The sequence below is a fragment of the Serratia sp. AXJ-M genome (genome assembly GCF_046531865.1).
In the GTDB taxonomy this organism is placed as follows: domain Bacteria; phylum Pseudomonadota; class Gammaproteobacteria; order Enterobacterales; family Enterobacteriaceae; genus Serratia; species Serratia liquefaciens.
The window spans coordinates 757361-777743 of sequence record NZ_CP059394.1; the positions used below are offsets into that span (position 1 = coordinate 757361).

Genomic DNA, 20383 nt, shown 5'->3' on the forward strand with positions numbered 1-20383 from the left:
ATGCGTATTGAAGAAGATTTGAAGTTAGGCTTTAAAGATGTGCTGATTCGCCCAAAGCGTTCCACGCTGAAAAGCCGCTCAGAAGTTGAACTGGAACGTCAGTTTACCTTCAAACATTCTGGCTGTAGCTGGTCTGGTGTGCCGATCATCGCCGCCAACATGGACTCGGTCGGTACCTTCAGCATGGCAGAGGCCCTGGCTTCCTTCGATGTTCTCACCGCCGTACACAAACACTACACCGTAGAGCAGTGGGCCGCCTTTGTGCAGCGCGTACCGGCATCGGTGCTGCGCCACGTGATGGTTTCAACCGGCACGTCCGACGCTGACTTTGTGAAAATGCAACAGATCCTGGCGCTATCACCCGAGCTGAAGTTTATCTGTATCGACGTAGCCAATGGCTATTCCGAGCATTTTGTCGCCTTCCTGCAGAAAGCGCGGGAAGCCTGCCCAAAACATGTTATCTGTGCCGGTAACGTCGTCACCGGAGAAATGGTGGAAGAACTTATCCTGTCCGGCGCCGACATTGTTAAAGTCGGTATTGGTCCAGGCTCTGTCTGCACGACCCGCGTGAAAACCGGTGTCGGTTATCCGCAGCTGTCTGCGGTGATCGAATGCGCTGATGCGGCGCATGGCCTCGGCGGCCAAATCGTTAGCGATGGCGGTTGTTCGGTGCCGGGCGACGTAGCGAAAGCCTTTGGCGGCGGTGCTGATTTTGTCATGCTGGGCGGCATGCTGGCCGGCCACGACGAATGTGAAGGCACCATTGTGGAAGAGAACGGTGAGAAATTTATGCTGTTCTACGGCATGAGCTCCGAGTCGGCGATGAAACGCCACGTCGGCGGCGTTGCCCAGTACCGTGCGGCCGAAGGGAAAACTGTCAAACTGCCGTTGCGCGGCGAAGTTGAGTTCACCGTTCGCGACATCCTCGGCGGCCTGCGTTCCGCTTGCACCTACGTCGGCGCGGAACGTTTGAAAGAGCTGACCAAGCGCACCACCTTTATCCGCGTTGCAGAGCAGGAAAACCGCGTCTTCGGCAGCAAGTAAGCCGCGCGTTTCGGCACCAGCAACACGTGGGCGCAGTTCAATGCTGCGCCCAATCATTGACGGACTTACCCCAAAACATTCCCCAACTGAAAGATCGGCAGATACATGGCAATCACCAATGTGCCGACGATCCCGCCCACCACCAGCATCAATAGGGGCTCCAGCGTTTGCGCCAGGGTATCGGCCAGCTCAAAGGTTTGCTGTTCATGCCATGCGGCCAGTTTGCCCAATAGGGTATCTAACGAACCGGATTCTTCGCCCACGCGCACCAATTGCTGGCATAACGAAGGGAAAAGCGCCTGCTGTTCCAGGGCGCGATGAAAAGTCTGCCCTTGCGAAATCTGTTGCCTGATGTTGTCAATTGCCTGGCGATAAAACAGGTTATCCACCGACAGCGCCGCCGCAGCCAACCCGTCAACCAGGCTGAGCCCAGCCTGCTGGGTCATGGCCAGAATACGGAATATTTGGCTCAGGCAGCCGCCTTTAATCAAGTGCGCAATCAGTGGCAGACGCAACAGCGCCGCCTGTTCGCGCCTGCGCCATTGAGGCTGCGGGTGCAGACGACGGAGATAGGTGTATGCCATACAGACCAGAATCGCCGCCAGCCAGGGACCGCTGTCGATCAGCAGGGTGGAAAGGTTCAGCAATCCTTGGGTAAACCACGGCAGCGGCGCATTGAATGACTGATAGACGCCGGCAAATTCCGGCAACACCATCACCAGCATCAAAATGCTTACCAACAGCGCCACCGCGCAGATAAACAAAGGGTAACGCAGCGCCTTGATGACTTTCTTTTGCAGTTTTTGCTGTGCTTCCTGTTGTTGGGCCAGTTGCAGGCAGCATTCGTCCAGATGACCGGTCAGCTCGCCAATGGCGATTAACTGGCGGTAGATCAAAGGAAACACGGCATGTTGCTCAGCGATAACTTCAGAAAATGGCTGGCCCTGGCGTACCTGTTCACTCACTTCCCGCAGCAGGCAGCGCCAGGCAGCTGACGGGTGCTCTGCCGCCAGCAATTGTAACCCGCTGACCAGCGGCAATCCGGCCTGCAGCAGGGTGGCTAACTGACGGGTGAACTGGATCAGGGGTTCACCGCGCCATTGACCCGGTGAAATACGTTTTCCGCTGTTGATCTGGCAGGGTTGCAGCCCTTGTTCGATCAACCACTGGCTGACCTCATTCTTCTTACCGCTCATCAGCTCACCCTCACGCAGCTGTCCGTGCGGGTCAATTGCCTGCCAGAGGAAAAGGCGCAGCGTTTTCACTGAGCGCCTCCGCCGTCGGCAATGATACCGACAATGCGGTATACCTCCTCCAGCGAGGTGACGCCCTGAGCGACCAGCGTTAGTCCGGCTTGCAGCAACGTGGTCTGCCCCTGCTGCCGGGCGATGTCAGCCAACATGCTGGGGGCGGCCCCCTCCAGCAGGCCGGCTTGCACCTCTGGGGTAATGGTCAACAGTTCATATACCCCGGTGCGGCCATAGTAGCCGCTGAAGCAGTGCTCGCAGCCATCGGCCTTCCAGGGCAGCAGAGGTGTTGCCCAAATGGCCGCGGGAAAACGTACGGGCTGGCTTTGTTGATAGCGGCAGTGGCTGCATAACTTACGCACCAGACGTTGTGCGATCACCAGCTTCAGACAGGCGGCAATCAGGTAGCCCGGAATGCCCATATGAGTCAGGCGCGTCAGGGTTTCGCTGGTGGAATTGGTGTGCAAGGTGGAAAGCACCAGGTGGCCGGTTTGAGCGGCTTTTACTGCGATCTCCGCCGTTTCCCGATCGCGGATCTCACCGATCATGATGACGTCCGGATCCTGTCGCAGCAAGGCGCGTAATACGCGGGAGAAATCCAGTTCCGTTTTGGCGTTGGTCTGCGTCTGATTGATACCGAACAGGGGAATCTCAATCGGATCCTCGACGCTGCATAAATTACTCTGCGCGTCATTCAACTGACGCAGACCGCCGTATAGCGTGACGGTTTTGCCGCTGCCGGTGGGGCCGGTGACCAGGATCATGCCCTGCGGGCAGGATAAGGCAGAGGAAAACTGCACCAGTGCTGTCGGATCCATACCCAACCGATCCAACGGCAGCTCCTGGCGTTCAGTTTGCAAAATTCGCAGCACCACTTTTTCGCCGTGCAGGGTGGGCAGGGTGGCGATACGCATGGAGTAGCTAGCGTTATCCAACCGCACGCTGAGCTGACCATCCTGCGGCAGGCGGCGCTCGGCGATGTCCAACTGCCCCATGATTTTCAGTCGAGCCGTGATGCGAGCCGCGAGCGTGAATGGCGGTGAGGTTATCACCTGCAACACGCCGTCGATGCGTAGCCGGATACGGAGAGTCTGCTGGTAAGGTTCGAAATGAATGTCCGAGGCTCGTCGCTGAATGGCGATGCGGAGCGTCTGATTGATAAACTGCACCACGGGTGCGTCACTGTCGTCGTTTAATGATGCCGCGTCGAATTGCTCTTCCGAAGTGGGCTGCTCGCGTCTATCGCCCTGCATTTGCCGCCTGTTCAGTTCCAATTCCAGCCTGGCTGCCGGCCACTGTTCCAAATGAATGCGTTTGCCGGTGGCAAAACGCAGGGCTGATAATAGCGCTTGTGGTGCCTCCGTCGTGAGGGCCACGTTCAGGCACTGGTCATCTTCACTGAGAGCCAGTGCCTGATAGCGTTGGCACAGGGTATGGATTTCTTCGCTGATTGCCGTACTCATGATGTCGGCGCCGCGGCGGTAGTGTCAAAACGGAAAACTTCCTGACAGGTTTCCTGCAGATTGCTGTTTTCGCTGGTGCACAGGCGTGTCCAACGCGTCAGGCCGCTGGCATTTTGGGTTGGCGTCAGTGCGACCGTCAATCCCTGCAGCGTTTGCGAGCCGGTCAGCGAGATCACGCCCTGGCTGACCTGAACCGCGCTGACGTAACGTGAGGCGTCGCCGGTAGGGATGCCTTTGCTACCGGCGTTACAGCCGGTCGGCGTGCCGCTGTCGAGCACGCACAGTTCAACGGCCAGCTTATACGGCGTCATGGCTTGCAGCATGTCGGTCATCGCTGCCTTTTGGATATAGCGCTGATAGGCAGGAATACCTATGGCGCTCAGTATGGCGATAATGGCGATCACCACCATCAGTTCTATCAGGGTAAAACCGCGCTGCGTTTCCATCCGTTGCTTCCTCCATGTCAATGTGGAGGCCAGAGTAATCAGGCCAGCGGGGCGCTTCGAGCGGGTGATGGCTGTTTTTAGGCGCAGTTCCACAGCATTCGGTCGAGGTTACAGCAGAGGGGAAAAGAGATGGGGCGAGCTTCGCAGTTTTGGTGAAAAAACACCTCCCCGGTATTTCAGGGAGGTGCGGAGAGTGGGGTTATTTGAAGCGCATGGACAGATCGAGGGCGGTCACATGTTTGGTCAGCGCGCCTACAGAAATATAGTCCACGCCGGTTTCGGCGAAGGTACGCAGGGTTTCGCTGGTCACGTTGCCGGACACTTCCAGCTGTGCACGGCCCTGAGTTTGCGTCACGGCGGCGCGCATCATGTCGACGCTGAAATTGTCCAGCATGATAATGTCTGCACCGGCGTCCAGCGCCTGCTGCAGTTCATCCAGCGACTCGACTTCCACTTCGACCGGCACCTCGGCATGCAGCCAGAATGCTTTTTCGACCGCTTTTTTAATCGAGCCGGAGGCAATGATGTGGTTTTCCTTGATCAGGAAGGCGTCGGACAGCCCGAGACGGTGGTTGCTGCCGCCGCCGCATAATACGGCATATTTCAGCGCGGTGCGCAGCCCTGGCAGGGTCTTGCGGGTGTCGAGCAGGCGGGTTTTCGTCCCCTGCAACAGTGCCACATAGCGGCTGACTTCGGTTGCTACGCCGGAAAGCGTCTGCACAAAGTTCAGCGCAGTGCGCTCACCGGTAAGCAGCACCCGTGCCGGGCCGGTCAGTTTGCAAAGCGCTTGGTCTGGCACCAGGCTATCACCGTCCGCCACCAGCCAATCCACTTTCACCTGGTTGCCCAACTGGATAAAGACTTCATTCAGCCAGCGTTTTCCGCAAAAAATACCGGGTTCGCGGGTGATGATCGTGGCTTCGGCCTGGGTATCGGCCGGCAACAATTGCGCGGTAATATCGCGTTCGGCATCGACTTCGCCTCCCAGGTCTTCACGCAGCGCCTGGGCAACGGCATAGGGGATATCGCTTTCAATTCGTTCAAGAAGCTCGGTGCGGCGAGTGTCGGCACTGTAGCGGCGTGTCGGCATAGAAAACTCCGAAATGGACGGTAAGATCGTAGGGGGAACATGCTACTCTGTTGCCGTGACAAGTACCACCGCCCAGAGGTGTCTGATGCAGTTAGAACAAGGCTGGATTGTCGGGGTAACCCGGGTTGTCTCGCCGCATTGCGATCTTCGCCCGAATGAGGAGGCGCCTTCGCTGCTGGTGATCCACAATATCAGCCTGCCACCCGGCGAGTTCGGCGGCCCCTATATCGATCGGCTGTTTACCGGTACTCTTGATCCTGCGGATCACCCCTATTTTTCTGATATTCATCAACTACGCGTTTCGGCGCACTGCCTGATCCGTCGCGACGGTGAAATCATTCAGTATGTGCCCTTTGACCGACGAGCCTGGCACGCGGGCGTATCGTCGTATCAGGGACGAGAGCGCTGTAACGATTTTTCGATCGGCATTGAACTGGAAGGTACCGATCATGTGGCGTTCACGCCGCAGCAATACCAAAGTCTGAACGCGGTGACCGCGCTGCTGATCCGGCATTATCCGACGTTGGCGGCGCATATCACCGGGCACAGTGACATTGCCCCAGGCCGTAAAACCGATCCCGGCCCGGCGTTTGATTGGGATTTATATCTGGCATCTCTGGAACAACCTGGCGGGCCAGATGACGCTATGCTTGGAACAATGGAAAGGGAGAGGAGTCGCTAATGACGCTGTTTACGCTGTTACTGGTTCTGGCGTGGGAACGTTTATTCAAGCTGGGTGAGCATTGGCAGTTGGATCATCGCCTTGAGGTGGTATTTCAACGGCTGCATCGGTTTTCACTGGCGCAAACGCTGCTGATGACGCTGGCCTGGATGGTGGTGGTGGCAGGGATTTTGTGGCTGTCCCAGGGACTGTTTTTCGGCGTAGTGACGCTGTTGCTGTGGATCGTCATTGATTTGCTGTGTGTCGGCGCAGGGATCAAGCGTAAACACTATCGGGCCTATCTGAAGGCCGCTCGGCAGGGGGATGCCCATGCCAGCGAACAAATGGCGGAAGAACTGGCGTTGATCCACGGTTTGCCGGTGGATTGCAGCGAAGAGTTGCGCTTGCGTGAACTGCAAAATGCGCTGCTGTGGATTAACTTCCGTTATTATCTGGCGCCGCTGTTTTGGTTTGTGGTCTGCGGGCCTTACGGGCCGATTGCGCTGGCAGGCTACTCTTTCCTGCGCGCTTACCAGACCTGGTTGGCACGCCATAACACACCGCTGGAGCGTTCGCAGTCAGGCATCGATCATCTGCTGAACTGGCTGGACTGGATCCCGGTGCGTCTGGCCGGCGTGGCTTACGCGTTGTTTGGCCACGGTGAAAGAGCGTTACCGGCGTGGTTTGCGTCTCTGGGCGATCGTCACTCTTCGTCGTATCAGGTGCTGACGCGGCTGGCGCAGTTTTCACTGGCGCGCGATCCCCATATGGATCCGGTGCAGACGCCAAGGGCAGCGGTCAGCCTGGCGCGTAAGGTGACGATGATTATCGTGGTGGTGGTGGCGCTACTGACCATTTACGGAGCCTTGCTCTAAAGCCAGAGCGGGGGGCACGATGGAAATAAAAACGGGCGCCTGGCGCCCGTTTTTATTGGCTTGATGCGTCTTACAGTTTGGCGAAGCAGCGACGCGCGGCATCGATGGTACGCTGAATGTCTTCCTTGCTGTGCGCAACGGACATAAAGCCGGCCTCAAAGGCGGAAGGCGCCAGATACACCCCTTCCTCCAGCATCAGGTGGAAGAAGCGCTTAAAGCGTTCTACGTCGCACTGCATCACGTCCTGGTAGCAGGTCACTGCCGGTGCATCGGTAAAGAACAGGCCAAACATCCCGCCAACGTGGTTAACCACCAGCGCGATGTTTTCTTCTTCAGCGGCGTGCAGCAGGCCAGCCGCCAGCATATCGGTCAGTTCGGTCAGGGTCTGGTGGATACCGACCTGAGAGACTTCGGTCAGACAGGCGTAGCCGGCCGCCATCGCAATCGGGTTGCCTGACAGGGTGCCCGCCTGATAGACCGGCCCGGTTGGCGCCAGCGCATCCATCACTTCACGGCGGCCCCCAAAGGCGCCGACAGGCATGCCGCCGCCGATGATTTTACCCAAACAGGTCAGGTCCGGCACCACGCCATAATGAGCCTGAGCCCCGGCCAGCGCCACGCGGAAGCCGGTCATGACTTCGTCGATAATCAACAATGCACCGTACTTGTCGCACAGTGCACGCAGGCCCGGCAGGAACTCCGGCAGTGGCGGCACGCAGTTCATGTTGCCGGCGACCGGCTCGACGATGATGCAGGCGATCTCGGAAGGATATTGTTCAAATGCGGCCTGCACCGAATCCAGATCGTTAAAGGTACAGGTCAGGGTATGCTTGGCGAAATCGGCCGGTACGCCCGGGGAGTTAGGCTGGCCCAGGGTCAGCGCGCCGGAGCCGGCTTTGACCAGCAGGCAGTCGGCGTGGCCGTGGTAGCAGCCTTCAAATTTGATGATTTTGTCGCGGTTGGTGTAACCGCGTGCCAGACGGATGGCGCTCATGGTGGCTTCGGTTCCCGAGTTCACCATCCGCACCATGTCCATGGTCGGCACCAGTTCGGTAACCAGCTCCGCCATTTTCACTTCCATCTCGGTCGGCGCGCCAAAGCTCAGGCCGCGCTGCGCCGCTTCAATGACCGCATTGCGGATCGCCGGGTGGTTGTGTCCCAGCACCATCGGGCCCCAGGAACCGACGTAGTCGATATAACCTTTGCCGTCGACGTCGAACAGGTAAGCCCCGTCCGCCCGTTCGATAAACAGCGGCACACCGCCAACGCCGTTGAATGCACGCACCGGAGAGTTAACCCCGCCTGGGATTACCTGTTTTGCCTCGGCATACAGACTTTCGGACTTGCTGTTTAAGCTCATAGAACGGCTCCTGGATTCTCTTTTGAATGATTTGACCGCGCTATTCTAGTGAAGTGTTCGTCGATATGAAACGATCACAGTCAGATACCTATTTAGAGGGGCGATCGATTAGCGGGTGGGTTAGAATAATCAACTAGCCTATTTGTATTACATTTAATTCCATTAATGAATAACCCATTATGACTGAATTACAGCAACAGCCGCGGGTGGCGCAGGCCCCACGTCTAAAACGCAGTGACGCAGTGCGCCAGCTTTTACGTCGGGATAAAACGCCGGTGGCGATCCTGTTTATGGCGGCGCTGGTGGGCACCCTGGCGGGGCTGCTCGGGGTGGCCTTTGATAAGGCGGTAGATTGGGTGCAGCAGCAGCGCTTTTCCGCGCTGGCGCAGGTCGCCGATTATTGGATCCTGGTTTGGCCGCTGGCCTTTATTCTTTCCGCCGCGCTGGCGATGTTGGGATATTACCTGGTACGTCGTTTTGCTCCTGAGGCTGGGGGATCGGGCATACCGGAGATCGAAGGGGCATTGGAAGAGCTGCGTCCGGTGCGCTGGTGGCGGGTGATCCCGGTAAAATTTATCGGCGGTATGGGCACCTTGGGCGCGGGTATGGTGCTGGGCCGCGAAGGGCCTACGGTGCAGATGGGCGGCAACGTCGGGCGCATGGTGCTGGATATCTTCCGCATGCGCGGTGCCGAAGCGCGCCATTCTTTGTTGGCAACCGGTGCAGCCGCCGGCCTGTCTGCGGCCTTTAACGCCCCGCTGGCGGGCATTTTGTTTATCATTGAAGAGATGCGGCCGCAGTTCCGCTACAACCTGATTTCGATTAAAGCGGTGTTTATCGGCGTCATCATGTCGAGCGTGGTGTTCCAGCTGTTCAACGGGGAAGGTTCGGTGATTGCGGTGGGCAAGCTTTCCTCGGCGCCGATCAATACCCTTTGGCTGTATTTGGTGCTGGGGGCAATATTTGGTGCGGTGGGGGTGATGTTCAACGCGTTGGTCTTCCGCACTCAGGATATGTTCGCTCGCCTGCACGGCGGAAAAATGCGCAAAATTTTGCTGATGGGCGGTTTGCTCGGCGGTATTTGCGGCATTCTGGGGCTGATCCAGCCCGAAGCCGCTGGCGGCGGTTTTGGCCTGATCCCGATCGCCGCAGCGGGCAACTATAGCGTCGGCATGCTGATGTTTATTTTTATCACCCGGGTGATCACCACGCTGCTGTGTTTCGGTTCCGGCGCACCGGGCGGCATTTTTGCGCCAATGCTGGCGTTGGGTACGCTGTTTGGCACCGCCTTTGGCCTGGCCGGCGGGCATTTGTTCCCCGAGTACGGCATCGAAGCCGGCACCTTCGCTATTGCCGGCATGGGCGCCCTGTTTGCTGCCACGGTGCGTGCGCCGTTGACCGGGATCGTGCTGGTGCTGGAGATGACCGACAATTACCAGCTCATCCTGCCAATGATAATTACCTGTCTGGGTGCTACGCTGGTGGCGCAGTTCCTCGGGGGCAAGCCGTTGTATTCCTCCATATTGGCCCGCACCTTACAACGGCAGGAAGCGTCGCAGGCCAGCGAGGCGGCCGATAAAACAGGTAAAGAAAATACAACAAATGCGGTGAATACTTGAACGCAACACTCAGGTATTGGATAATCATTAACATTAATCCGGCCGCCATTGTAGCGACCTGATGCAGAACAATGTTGGGAGTAAAGAGTATGAGTGATGAAACAGCACTGCCCCTGCAATTTACCGAGGCAGCAGCAAGCAAGGTTAAAGTCCTGATTGCTGATGAAGAAAATCCGAATCTGAAGTTGCGGGTTTACATTACCGGTGGCGGTTGCAGCGGATTCCAATACGGCTTCACTTTTGACGACAAGGTCAACGATGGTGATATGACTATCGAGAAGCAGGGCGTTGCGCTGGTGGTTGACCCGATGAGCCTGCAGTATCTGGTGGGCGGCTCGGTCGACTATACCGAAGGCCTGGAAGGCTCGCGCTTCGTGGTGACTAACCCGAACGCCAAAACCACCTGCGGCTGTGGATCTTCCTTCAGCGTCTGATCCTGCGTACAGCAGTACTAAACCCGCCAACCTCACCGGTTTGCGGGTTTTTTTATGGCTACCATTCTACGGTGACCAATTCTCGATAGGTTTCACTGCCGCTTTCGTTTTGTAACCTGCTACGGGTTACCTTAGGTTGGGCGTCGGTCGCATTGCCGCATTTCACCTGAGGGACTGTGTCGCTGACATCTACGCTGCACATAGGCATTAAGGTCAGGCTGACGCCGATTTTGCCGCTGGTGGTACCGGCGTAAGCGAGAGAGCTGCACAGCAGTACGCTGAACAATAAGATAATATTTTTCATCATTAGGACAAAGCCATCCGTAAGCAATCACATAATGGCTTATCGGCAAAAAGTTAATAAAATTTAACAGGGCGGAAGAATGGTTAACTTGAACTTAAAAAGTTTATTACATTGTTTTCCCTGATTTTTTCAGACGCAGATAATAACATTTGTTTATTAATTGGTCGAATATTCTGCTCTAGGGAGTGGGGGCGTGATAAGACTCCGCCCGGTATCGGGCGGAGTGGGATTAGCGCTCGAGGATAAATGCGGGCAGTTTCAGGTGCCAGCGAATGGCCGCCAGCCTGATGGCTAGCGTGATGACCATGCCAAGCATCATCGCCTGCTGCAGCGGCATACCGAAAGTGGCGAAGGCCGTGGCATGTACGATGCCGCCGATAATACAGGCAGTAGCGTAAATTTCGGTTCGCAGGATCATGGGGATTTCACGCGCCAGCACATCGCGGATAATGCCGCCGCCAACGCCGGTGATCACGCCCATACAGATTGCCACTAATGGGCTGGCATCGGCGGCAAAGGCTTTATTTACCCCGATGCCGACGAACACCGCCAGCCCGACGGCATCCAGCACCGGCAAGATCCATTTAGGCAAGCGGCGCGGTTGGCGCACCAGCAGCAGCGTCAGTACGCAGGTGATCATCGCCACCACCAGATCGGTTGGATCCTTTACCCAAAATACCGGCCCGTTAGCCAATGCCATGTCGCGAATGGTGCCGCCACCGACCGCAGTGACCACGCCAAGCACCAGCACGCCAAAGGGATCCATCCGCAGCTTGCCCGCCAGCAATACGCCGGAAATGGCGAAAACCGCCGTACCCAGGATATCCAACCAAAACACCAGCATTAACGGATCTCCGCCAGTTGGCTGCACAGCTGTTGCGCAGCCAGCATGATGCGGGGGCCGGCGCGGTTGAACCAGTCGCCATTGAGCGCAATCACCGGTACCTGCAGTTGCGGCGCCCAGAAGGCCTTCACGCTGGCGATCTCTTTTTGGTCACCGGTAATAACGATGGCCTGGGGCTGACGCGCCAACACCTGCTCACGACTGATTTGCGGCCATGGCATGCGGCTGTCGGCAAAGATGTTTTCCGCACCGCACAGCGACAACACCTGGCTTTGCAGGGTGGCACCGGAAGTGGTGAACAAGGGCTGGGTGCCGAATTGCAGCAGGACCCGTCTTGGCTGAGTGTGAGGATATTTGTTTTTCAGGTCGGCAATTTGCTGACGAAGAGCCTCTGCGGCCAGATGCGCCTGTTCAGGATGCGGGCTGTATTGGGCCAGTTGATCCAGCGAACGGGGGATATCATCCAGAGTAGTGGCGTCGGCATAGAAAATCGGAATGCCGAATGCGGCGAGCTGATCCAGCACTCGCTGCGGATTGCCACCGCGCCAGGCGAGGATCAGATCCGGCTTTAGCGCCAGTACCCGCTCCAGATTGATGCCTTGCCAGGAGGCGACCTGCTCGAGTTTCTTGGCTGCTGGCGGATAATCTGAATAGGCGCTCACCGCCAGCAGCGTGTCGCCCATGCCGGCGGCATAGGCAAGTTCGGTGGTATTGGGTGCCAGGCTGATCACGCGCTGGGCAGCGCCGACAGGCAGCGCCACCCATAATGCCAGCAGCCACAACAGGGCTGAAAAGCGTCGCGTCACATTAACCGCGCTTAGCCAGGGTCTGCAGCATGGCGTTAACCATCAGCGTGGATTGCTGAGCGGCCACCACCAGGAACTCGTCGAAGCTCATGTGCGATTCACTGTCGGCAACGTCAGAGATTGCGCGTACCACGACAAACGGGGTGCCGAACAGGTGGCAAACGTGGCCCACGGCCGCCGCTTCCATTTCTACTGCCGCCACGCTCGGGAAAGTCGCGCGAATGCGGGCCAAAGGCTCTGCGCCGTTAATGAAGGCATCGCCGCTGCAGATCAGGCCGCGTACGGCGTTCAGATCCAGTTGCTTGATGCAGCTTTCCGCCAGGGCAATCAGCGCGTCGTCCGCGACAAACGCCGCCGGGCAGCCGGCCATTTGGCCTGGTTCGTAACCGAAAGCGGTCACGTCGGCATCGTGATAACGCACTTCTTCGGACACCACGATATCGCCGACCTTAAGCGTGCTGGCCAGGCCACCGGCAGAACCGGTGTTGATCACCACGTCCGGCTTGCAGTGTTCCAGCAGCAAGGTGGTCCCCATGGCCGCAGAAACCTTACCGATGCCGGACTTCAGCAACGCCACGTCAACGCCGCCGATCTGGCCGGTATAGATTTCACAGCCCGCGCGTTGAATGGTCTGACGGTTTTCGATTTGATCGCGCAGCAGGGTGACTTCCTGCTCCATTGCGCCGATGATGCCTACTTTCATAAATAACACTCGCTGATTGGGTGTGGGAATTGCGCCATAGTCTATCATGGCTCTCATAGAGAGATAATGCGTTGCATATGCCGTCGGGAATTGTTATCACGGGGGCTGGGCGCAACGGCGGAGAAACAGATGTCCGGGATCGACTTTAAGCAGAAAATCAGCTTCCAACGGCCCTTCAGCAACCCCATTGAAGCCGAAGAAGAATACGACATAGTGCGGCAGTTCGAGAGCGATCGCGGGCGTATTGTCAATTCCGCCGCCATTCGCCGTCTGCAGCAAAAAACCCAGGTGTTCCCGCTCGAACGCAACGCCGCGGTGCGCAGCCGCCTGACGCACTCCATGGAAGTGCAACAGGTAGGGCGGCATATCGCCAAAGAGATCCTTAATCGTTTCAAACAGGCAGGGCGGATCGACGAGCTCGGCCTGACCAAACTGCTCGATCCTTTTGAAAGCATTGTCGAAATGGCCTGCTTGATGCACGACATCGGTAATCCGCCTTTTGGCCATTTTGGCGAGTCGGCAATTAACGACTGGTTTGCGCAACGGCTGGATCCTGCCAGCTGCGGCAGTGAGCCCGCCAGTAACGATCGCTGCCAGGTCAGCGTATTGCGTCTGCACGAAGGTGAGAGCGATCTTAACCGCCTGCGCAGCCGCATTCGTCACGATCTCAGCCACTTCGAAGGTAATGCCCAGGCCATCCGGTTGGTGTATACCCTGCTGAAGCTTAACCTGACCTATGCACAGGTGGGCTGTATCCTGAAATATACCCGCCCGGCCTACTGGGCCAGCGATATTCCAGCCAGCCACAACTACCTGATGAAAAAACCGGGCTTTTATCTGGCGGAAGAGGCATTTGTCGATCGGTTGCGACGTGAGTTGAATATGGGCGAGTTCGACCGTTTCCCTCTGACCTATATTATGGAAGCCGCTGATGATATTTCGTACTGCGTGGCGGATTTGGAAGACGCGGTGGAAAAAAACATTTTCACCGTCGAACAGCTTTACCAGCATTTAACTCAGGAGTGGGGTGAGGTAACGCCGGGCGATCTGTTTGATAAAACCGTGGCCAGTGCTTTTCGCAAGATCGATCGCGGGGGGGCGCGTCGCAGCACCGAAGATCAATTCTTCATGTATTTACGAGTTTTCACCGTGGCGCGTTTGGTCCCGCATGCGGCGCAGCGTTTTATTGATAATCTGGATGCGGTTTTCCAGGGAAACTTTAATCAGGCGCTGTTGGAAGATTCCAGCCCGGCTTACCAACTGCTGAAAATATTCAAGAATGTGGCCTTCAAACACGTCTTCAACCATCCTGAAGTCGAACAGCTGGAGCTGCAGGGCTACCGGGTGATCAGCGGCCTGCTGGATATCTATAGTCCGTTGCTGGCAATGTCTTTGGCGGATTTTACCCGACTGGTGCAGGAAGACAGCCATCGTGCTTATCCGATAGAAACACGCCTGTTTCACAAGCTTTCGACTAAACATCGCCTGGCGTATATCGAAGCGATTGAAGGTTTGCAGCACCTGTCACCCGAGCAATTGGCGATCCGGGAGTATTATTTCCGTGCGCGTTTGCTGCAGGATTATATCAGCGGCATGACCGATCTTTATGCCTATGACGAATACCGCAGATTAATGGCAGCGGAATAATTCATTCCGCTAATAAATATTATTTTTAGCAGTTTGCTTGGCGCCGTGAGCTTATTTGGAGTTTTGTAAAGACGGACAATATTTGTTTACTATTACCAATAATCTGCGCCGGAACTTCGGGTTATTAATAGGCTCTCACTATGCACAAAGACCCTAATACTTTCTGATCGACTTTAGAAGAGACACACAGATGAAAAAAACCGCATTAGTTCTGAGCGCATTGGCATTCAGTATTGGTATGGCGATGGGCCCGATGACGGCCGTCGCCGCAGAAACCGCGTCTTCCAGCACCCAGCAATTGCCAAGCCTGGCACCGATGCTGGAAAAAGTGATGCCTTCCGTGGTGAGCATTAATGTTGAAGGCAGCACCACGGTCAATACACCGAAAATGCCGCAGCAGTTCCAACAGTTCTTTGGTGAGGATTCACCGTTCTGCCAGGACGGTTCGCCATTCCAGGGCTCGCCGATGTGCCAGGGTGGCGCTGGCGCTGAACCGGGGGCGCCTGATCAGGGCACGCAGCAAAAATTCCAGGCGCTGGGCGCCGGGGTAGTGATTGACGCGGCCAAGGGCTACGTCGTCACCAACAACCACGTGGTGGATAACGCCAACAAAATCCAGGTTCAACTGAGCGACGGTCGCAAATTTGACGCCAAGGTGATCGGCAAGGATCCGCGTTCCGATATTGCGTTGATCCAACTGAAAGACTTCAAGAACCTGACGGCGATCAAGATGGCGGACTCCGAGCAACTGCGAGTCGGTGATTACACCGTGGCGATCGGCAACCCCTATGGACTGGGTGAAACAGCCACTTCCGGTATCGTTTCTGCACTGGGCCGCAGTGGGTTGAATATCGAGAACTACGAGAACTTTATCCAGACCGATGCGGCGATTAACCGCGGTAACTCGGGTGGCGCCTTGGTGAACCTTAACGGCGAGCTGATCGGCATTAACACCGCGATCCTGGCGCCGGACGGCGGCAACATCGGTATCGGTTTCGCTATCCCGAGCAACATGGTGAAAAACCTGACCGCGCAAATGGTCGAGTACGGTCAGGTCAAACGCGGTGAATTGGGCATTATGGGTACCGAACTGAACTCTGAACTGGCGAAAGCGATGAAAGTGGACGCGCAGCGCGGGGCATTCGTCAGCCAGGTGATGCCGAAGTCTTCTGCCGCCAAAGCGGGTATCAAGGCCGGTGACGTGATTGTCACCATGAACGGTAAAGCGATTTCCAGCTTTGCGTCGTTCCGCGCGGAGATCGGCACTCTGCCGGTAGGCAGCAAAATGTCGCTGGGCATTCTGCGCGACGGCAAGCCTGTTACCGTGGACGTTACGCTGGAACAAAGCGCCCAGACTCAGGTTGAGTCCGGCAATATTTACACCGGTATTGAAGGTGCCGAACTGAGCAATGGCCAGGTCGGCAACCAGAAAGGCGTGAAGGTAGATAGCGTTAAAGCCGGCAGCGCTGCCGCCCGTATTGGGCTGAAAAAAGGTGACGTGATCCTGGGCGTTAACCAACAGCCAATCCAGAACCTGGGTGAACTGCGCAAGATCCTCGACAGCAAACCTTCGGTGCTGGCGCTGAATATCCTGCGTGGTGACACCAGCCTGTACCTGTTGATGCAGTAATGACCCCAGGTTTTTACCAAAAAGGCACGCTACGGCGTGCCTTTTTATTGCCTGTTACTTCAGGCCAAATGAGCGCGCGCGGCCTGGCAGACCAGCTCAATCTCATCCAGCAGCTCCAGCCATTCCGGCTCCAAATCATTGCTGCTTACCCCCCGACGCAACTGCTGTTCAATGTAGAAACACAGCTGTTTCAGTCGCGGTACGCCGCTGTAGCTGCAACTGCCGTGCAGTTTGTGGATCAAATCCAGAATGTCGGCGTCCGGCGTGCCGTCGAGCATCGCTTGCACGCGTTCGCTAACCTGTGGCAGGAAGTCGAGCAGCATCTGCAAAAGGTCACGGGCCAGATCGGGCTTGTTGGCCGCCTGACGCAGCGCCAGGGCCCAGTCGAGCGACAACGGCGGTTCATTAACGGGAACGGGTGCCGGCGTTACCGGGTCGGGTTCGCCGCTGTGATAGCGGGCCAACACGCGGGTCAGCATGGCTTCGTCAATCGGTTTGGCCAGATAGTCATCCATGCCGGCCTGCAGCAAATGTTCGCGTTCGCCGCTGACCGCATGGGCGGTGACGGCGACGATCGGCGTTGAATTGTGGTGCGGCAGTTGGCGGATCAGCTCGCTGGTTCGAATACCGTCAATGTTGGGCATCTGGATATCCATCAGGATCAAATCCAGCACGTTATCGCGCGCCAGCAGCAGCGCTTCTTCCCCGCTTTCACACAGCAGGGTCTTTTCCACCTGTTCGGCCAGCAGGGTGCCGATCAGTTTCAGGTTGGCCGGATTATCGTCAACCGCCATCACCGTTAGCGGCAGGCGTTTACGTTCCGGCAGCGCAGTGATGCGCGGCGGTGTTTCCATGCGCAGCAGCGGGAACAGGCGATTACTGGTGATTGGCTTGATCAGGCAACCAGCGGCGCCCTGTTGTTTAAGCATTTCGGCGTTGATTTGCGACTGGCAAGGCAGCGCCAGAATCACCCGGTCGGCGACTTTCAAAGCCGCCAGCAGCTTGCTTTCGTGCTGGGCCATATTGTCGCGGAAGGGGATTGGCACGCCCACCAGCAGGAAATCGTAATGTTTCTTCGGCAGTTGGGCCAGCGTAGGTGAATGGGTAATCACCAGTTGGGTGACGTTCAGCATATTGAGCGTCGCCTGCGCTGCCATCGGGTTGGCTTCGATATACCCCAACGTCTTGCCTTGCAGATCCGGCAGGCTTGGCGGCAGCGACAGCATGCCTTCGTGCAGATCGAGCGTGATGTGGAACCAGAAGGTCGAGCCGCGATTCAACTGGCTGTGGAAGCAGATATCGCCGCCCATTTCTTTCACCAGCTTCTGGGTGATCACCAGCCCCAGGCCGGTGCCGCCGTGACGGCGTGAAATACTGGCGTCCGCCTGACGGAACGCCTGGAACAGCTGTGACTGTTGTCGTTCGGAGATGCCGATGCCGGTGTCGTGGATTTGTACTTCCAGCTCAATCTGGCGGTCTTGCAGGCCGCGCAGTTCGACACGGATATCGATGTTGCCGGTTTCGGTAAACTTGATCGCGTTGCCCAGCAGGTTGGTAATGATCTGCTGTAACCGCAGCGAATCGCCGATCACCTGCTCTGGAACGTCGTTGTGCACGTCCAGCGTCAGCTCCAGCCCTTTTTCGTGGGCGCTCGGTGCCAACAGCACAATGACCTCGTCGAGGGTTTCACGCAGTGAGAACGGAATATGTTCCAGCACCAGCTTGCCGGCCTCCAGTTTGGAGAAGTCCAGCACGTCGTTAATGATGGTCAGCAAGTTGTTGGCCGAGCGCTCGATGGTTTGCAGGTAGTCGGTTTGGGTGACGCTCATTTCGGTTTTCAGCATCTGGCGGGTAAAGCCTATCACGCCGTTGAGCGGAGTACGCAGCTCGTGCGACATGTTCGCCAGGAATTCGGATTTGATGCGGGCCGCTTCCTGGGCGCGTTTTTTCGCCAGATCCAGCTCGACGTTCTGGATCTCCATTTGCTCCAGGGTTTCGCGCAGGTCGGAGGTCGCCTGATCGATGTTCTGCTGCATCTCTTCATGGTAGGCCGTGAGCGACATCGCCATTGAGTTGATGCCGTTCTTCAGCATATGCAGTTCGCCCAGCATAAAGCCTTCGACACGGCTGTCGAGCTGACCGCGGCGGATGCGATCGACGGTATTGACCATATTGCGGATCGGGCCGGTGACGTCGCGCATCAGACGGTAAGCGAACAGAATGGCGATACACATGCACAACAGCAGCAGCAGGGTGGAAACGAAGACCTCTTTGTATTGCTGCAGGCGAACCGACTGCAGATCCAGCTCGATCGCCACATAACCCAGGCGGTTGTCCTGCTGGAGATCGCTGCTGGCAGCCTGGTCCGGGTACTGGCTCTCTGACAGGATCGGGGTGCGCAGGATCAGCGAGTCACCGCGCCGGGTCAGCATCAGATCCGTGGGGATCGGAACCCCCTTCGGCAACTGCAATTGGGTAAAGTTGTGATGGTAATTGGAGGTGACAAACAGATTATTCTGCGCATCAAATACCGTAATTGAACGCACAATATCTGAATGACGGCGATGTAACAGACTGACCAACTGCCTGACCGACTCGCGGCTGCGGAACGTCATGCCGTACTCGCTGGCCACTGCCAACGGTTCGATAATGCTGGCGCCGGCGTCAACCAGTTGTTCTTGCAATTCATTGTAGCGATGCACTACGAAGAAAGTGCTGAGCAACAGACCAATCAACAGCGTTGGGGCCAGAATCAGGATCATCATGCGCGCCCGCAGGCTGTATTTGGTCATGGGTTTCCAATGTGGGAGAATTGCCGGACAATCTCTACTTTAAATGAACCAGCACTCAATCGACAAATATGGCGCAATTCTACTCTCCGAAACGTCGCGTGACGACCCGGCAAAATTCTCCCGTGCTAACACTGACGGTAGACAATCTCGATCCCTTTGGTCAGGGCGTGGCGCACCACAACGGCAAAGCGATTTTCGTCCCGGGGGTATTACCGGGCGAGCAGGCGGAAGTCCAACTCACGGAAGAAAAAAACAAGTTTGCCAAAGGCAGGTTAAAGCGCCTGCTCAGCCGCAGCCCGCAGCGTGTCGAACCGCGCTGCCCACACTTTGGCGTGTGCGGCGGTTGCCAGCAGCAACACGCGGATGAAAGCCTGCAGCAGCAGAGCAAGGCGGCGGCCCTGGTGCGAATGATCGCTCGCGAAACCGGCGTTACGCCGCAGCAGGAGCCGGTGATCGCCGGTCCACAATACGGCTATCGCCGTCGCGCCCGTCTCGGGCTGTTGTGGCAGCCCAAACAGCAGCGTCTGGTGATGGGCTTTCGCCAGGCGGCGTCCAGCGATCTGGTGCCGGTGACACAGTGCCCGGTGCTGCATCCTGAACTGGAACAATTACTGACGCCGTTGCGATCTTGTCTGAGCGCATTGCAGGTCGCCAGACGACTTGGGCATGTCGAACTGGTGCTGGCAGATAACGGCCCGATACTGGTTCTGCGCCATCTCAACGCCTTGAAAGAGGATGACCGCCAGGCCTTGCAGGCTTTTGCGCGGACAAAAAACGTAACCATTTATTTGGCGCCGGACAGCGATAGTCTCGAAAAACTGTGCGGTGAAACGCCGTATTATCAGGTCGACGGGCTACGCTTAGACTTCAGTCCGCGTGACTTTATTCAGGTAAATGACCACGTAAATCAGCAAATGGTGGCCCAGGCCCTTGAATGGCTCAGTATTCAACCCAATGATCGGGTATTGGATCTGTTCTGCGGTATGGGCAATTTTACCCTGCCGTTGGCGCGACGCGCTGCTGCGGTGGTAGGCATAGAAGGTGTTGCCACACTGGTAGCGAATGGGCAATATAATGCACATAAGAATAGGCTGAATAACGCCAGCTTCTTCCATGAAAATCTGGAAGAGGACGTTGAGCAACAACCTTGGGCAGCACAAGGATTTGATAAAGTGATGCTGGACCCTGCCCGTGCGGGCGCGGCCGGAGTGATGTCACATATTGTTAAACTGGCGCCAGAGCGGGTGGTTTATGTTTCCTGTAACCCGACCACGCTGGCACGCGACAGCAAAGTGCTGCTGAGCGCCGGTTATCGTCTTGCACGTGTGCGGATGTTGGATATGTTTCCGCATACGGGGCATCTTGAGTCAATGGCGCTGTTTATTAACGGTTCTGCGCCAGAGGTCGCTGCAAAGTAG

18 protein-coding genes are annotated in these 20383 nt (G+C 56.9%); 8 read left to right on the forward strand and 10 right to left on the reverse strand.

The window, feature by feature from the left end:
* On the forward strand, nucleotides 1-1044 hold the full coding sequence (locus H0S68_RS03495; RefSeq protein ID WP_020825222.1) for a GMP reductase: 1044 nt from the start codon (nucleotides 1-3) through the stop codon (nucleotides 1042-1044).
* A gap of 65 nt (nucleotides 1045-1109) precedes the next feature.
* On the opposite strand, the gene hofC is transcribed toward H0S68_RS03495, so the two are convergent.
* From hofC to nadC, 4 genes are all read right to left on the reverse strand, one after another.
* Nucleotides 1110-2309, reverse strand: coding sequence for a protein transport protein HofC (hofC, locus tag H0S68_RS03500; protein WP_128865003.1), 1200 nt, complete (start codon nucleotides 2307-2309; stop codon nucleotides 1110-1112).
* Nucleotides 2306-3754, reverse strand: coding sequence for a type II secretion system protein GspE (gspE, locus tag H0S68_RS03505; RefSeq protein WP_410529154.1), 1449 nt, complete (start codon nucleotides 3752-3754; stop codon nucleotides 2306-2308). Before gspE ends, hofC begins: the two co-directional genes overlap by 4 nt.
* Nucleotides 3751-4200: a prepilin peptidase-dependent pilin gene (gene ppdD, locus H0S68_RS03510; RefSeq protein ID WP_020825225.1), complete on the reverse strand. Its 450-nt coding sequence runs from the start codon at nucleotides 4198-4200 to the stop codon at nucleotides 3751-3753. The genes gspE and ppdD overlap by 4 nt, the downstream gene beginning before the upstream one ends.
* 199 nt (nucleotides 4201-4399) lie before the next feature.
* Complete coding sequence (gene nadC / locus H0S68_RS03515) at nucleotides 4400-5290, reverse strand: carboxylating nicotinate-nucleotide diphosphorylase (protein WP_020825226.1); 891 nt, start codon at nucleotides 5288-5290, stop codon at nucleotides 4400-4402.
* An 85-nt stretch (nucleotides 5291-5375) separates the two neighbouring features.
* Between nadC and ampD the strand changes: the two genes are divergently transcribed.
* Nucleotides 5376-5972: a 1,6-anhydro-N-acetylmuramyl-L-alanine amidase AmpD gene (ampD, locus tag H0S68_RS03520; RefSeq protein WP_020825227.1), complete on the forward strand. Its 597-nt coding sequence runs from the start codon at nucleotides 5376-5378 to the stop codon at nucleotides 5970-5972.
* On the forward strand, nucleotides 5972-6826 hold the full coding sequence (gene ampE / locus H0S68_RS03525) for a beta-lactamase regulator AmpE (protein WP_410529155.1): 855 nt from the start codon (nucleotides 5972-5974) through the stop codon (nucleotides 6824-6826). The genes ampD and ampE overlap by 1 nt, the downstream gene beginning before the upstream one ends.
* Nucleotides 6827-6896: 70 nt before the next feature.
* Here ampE and hemL read toward each other — a convergent pair whose 3' ends face one another.
* On the reverse strand, nucleotides 6897-8186 hold the full coding sequence (gene hemL, locus H0S68_RS03530; protein ID WP_116691284.1) for a glutamate-1-semialdehyde 2,1-aminomutase: 1290 nt from the start codon (nucleotides 8184-8186) through the stop codon (nucleotides 6897-6899).
* 179 nt (nucleotides 8187-8365) lie between these two features.
* Here hemL and clcA point away from each other — a divergent pair, with 179 nt between their 5' ends.
* Both clcA and erpA read left to right on the forward strand, forming a co-directional pair.
* Complete coding sequence (gene clcA / locus H0S68_RS03535; protein ID WP_048762936.1) at nucleotides 8366-9805, forward strand: H(+)/Cl(-) exchange transporter ClcA; 1440 nt, start codon at nucleotides 8366-8368, stop codon at nucleotides 9803-9805.
* Between the two features lie 89 nt (nucleotides 9806-9894).
* Nucleotides 9895-10239: an iron-sulfur cluster insertion protein ErpA gene (erpA, locus tag H0S68_RS03540; RefSeq protein WP_004950184.1), complete on the forward strand. Its 345-nt coding sequence runs from the start codon at nucleotides 9895-9897 to the stop codon at nucleotides 10237-10239.
* 58 nt (nucleotides 10240-10297) lie between these two features.
* Here erpA and H0S68_RS03545 read toward each other — a convergent pair whose 3' ends face one another.
* The 4 genes from H0S68_RS03545 to mtnN form a co-directional block, all read right to left on the reverse strand.
* The gene (locus tag H0S68_RS03545; protein WP_115060077.1) at nucleotides 10298-10546 is read right to left on the reverse strand and encodes a hypothetical protein; all 249 of its coding nucleotides are present in this window, start codon (nucleotides 10544-10546) and stop codon (nucleotides 10298-10300) included.
* A gap of 226 nt (nucleotides 10547-10772) precedes the next feature.
* On the reverse strand, nucleotides 10773-11387 hold the full coding sequence (locus H0S68_RS03550) for a TRIC cation channel family protein (protein ID WP_020825232.1): 615 nt from the start codon (nucleotides 11385-11387) through the stop codon (nucleotides 10773-10775).
* A complete protein-coding gene (gene btuF, locus H0S68_RS03555) occupies nucleotides 11387-12193 on the reverse strand; it encodes a vitamin B12 ABC transporter substrate-binding protein BtuF (RefSeq protein ID WP_129983319.1) in 807 nt (268 codons plus the stop codon). Before btuF ends, H0S68_RS03550 begins: the two co-directional genes overlap by 1 nt.
* 1 nt (nucleotide 12194) lies before the next feature.
* The gene (gene mtnN / locus H0S68_RS03560; RefSeq protein WP_020825234.1) at nucleotides 12195-12896 is read right to left on the reverse strand and encodes a 5'-methylthioadenosine/S-adenosylhomocysteine nucleosidase; all 702 of its coding nucleotides are present in this window, start codon (nucleotides 12894-12896) and stop codon (nucleotides 12195-12197) included.
* 129 nt (nucleotides 12897-13025) lie between these two features.
* Between mtnN and dgt the strand changes: the two genes are divergently transcribed.
* Together dgt and degP are read left to right on the forward strand one after the other, a co-directional pair.
* Entirely contained in the window at nucleotides 13026-14543 is a 1518-nt protein-coding gene (gene dgt / locus H0S68_RS03565; RefSeq protein WP_020825235.1) for a dGTPase, read from the forward strand.
* A gap of 190 nt (nucleotides 14544-14733) precedes the next feature.
* Nucleotides 14734-16173 carry a serine endoprotease DegP gene (gene degP / locus H0S68_RS03570; protein WP_020825236.1) on the forward strand — a complete coding sequence of 480 codons (1440 nt, stop codon included), beginning with the start codon at nucleotides 14734-14736 and terminating at the stop codon, nucleotides 16171-16173.
* A 59-nt stretch (nucleotides 16174-16232) separates the two neighbouring features.
* Here degP and barA read toward each other — a convergent pair whose 3' ends face one another.
* The gene (barA, locus tag H0S68_RS03575; RefSeq protein ID WP_115060073.1) at nucleotides 16233-18965 is read right to left on the reverse strand and encodes a two-component sensor histidine kinase BarA; all 2733 of its coding nucleotides are present in this window, start codon (nucleotides 18963-18965) and stop codon (nucleotides 16233-16235) included.
* A gap of 68 nt (nucleotides 18966-19033) precedes the next feature.
* Between barA and rlmD the strand changes: the two genes are divergently transcribed.
* Nucleotides 19034-20383 carry a 23S rRNA (uracil(1939)-C(5))-methyltransferase RlmD gene (gene rlmD / locus H0S68_RS03580; RefSeq protein ID WP_410529156.1) on the forward strand — a complete coding sequence of 450 codons (1350 nt, stop codon included), beginning with the start codon at nucleotides 19034-19036 and terminating at the stop codon, nucleotides 20381-20383.

Coding starts and splice junctions, on each gene's coding strand:
- H0S68_RS03550 (WP_020825232.1), bottom strand. CDS start 11,387: ATGCTGGTGTTTTGGTTGGATATCCTGGGTACGGCGGTTTTCGCCATT.
- barA (WP_115060073.1), bottom strand. CDS start 18,965: ATGACCAAATACAGCCTGCGGGCGCGCATGATGATCCTGATTCTGGCC.
- H0S68_RS03495 (WP_020825222.1), top strand. CDS start 1: ATGCGTATTGAAGAAGATTTGAAGTTAGGCTTTAAAGATGTGCTGATT.
- dgt (WP_020825235.1), top strand. CDS start 13,026: ATGTCCGGGATCGACTTTAAGCAGAAAATCAGCTTCCAACGGCCCTTC.
- mtnN (WP_020825234.1), bottom strand. CDS start 12,896: ATGAAAGTAGGCATCATCGGCGCAATGGAGCAGGAAGTCACCCTGCTG.
- H0S68_RS03545 (WP_115060077.1), bottom strand. CDS start 10,546: ATGATGAAAAATATTATCTTATTGTTCAGCGTACTGCTGTGCAGCTCT.
- ampD (WP_020825227.1), top strand. CDS start 5,376: ATGCAGTTAGAACAAGGCTGGATTGTCGGGGTAACCCGGGTTGTCTCG.
- clcA (WP_048762936.1), top strand. CDS start 8,366: ATGACTGAATTACAGCAACAGCCGCGGGTGGCGCAGGCCCCACGTCTA.
- rlmD (WP_410529156.1), top strand. CDS start 19,034: ATGGCGCAATTCTACTCTCCGAAACGTCGCGTGACGACCCGGCAAAAT.
- hemL (WP_116691284.1), bottom strand. CDS start 8,186: ATGAGCTTAAACAGCAAGTCCGAAAGTCTGTATGCCGAGGCAAAACAG.
- degP (WP_020825236.1), top strand. CDS start 14,734: ATGAAAAAAACCGCATTAGTTCTGAGCGCATTGGCATTCAGTATTGGT.
- gspE (WP_410529154.1), bottom strand. CDS start 3,754: ATGAGTACGGCAATCAGCGAAGAAATCCATACCCTGTGCCAACGCTAT.
- nadC (WP_020825226.1), bottom strand. CDS start 5,290: ATGCCGACACGCCGCTACAGTGCCGACACTCGCCGCACCGAGCTTCTT.
- erpA (WP_004950184.1), top strand. CDS start 9,895: ATGAGTGATGAAACAGCACTGCCCCTGCAATTTACCGAGGCAGCAGCA.
- ampE (WP_410529155.1), top strand. CDS start 5,972: ATGACGCTGTTTACGCTGTTACTGGTTCTGGCGTGGGAACGTTTATTC.
- ppdD (WP_020825225.1), bottom strand. CDS start 4,200: ATGGAAACGCAGCGCGGTTTTACCCTGATAGAACTGATGGTGGTGATC.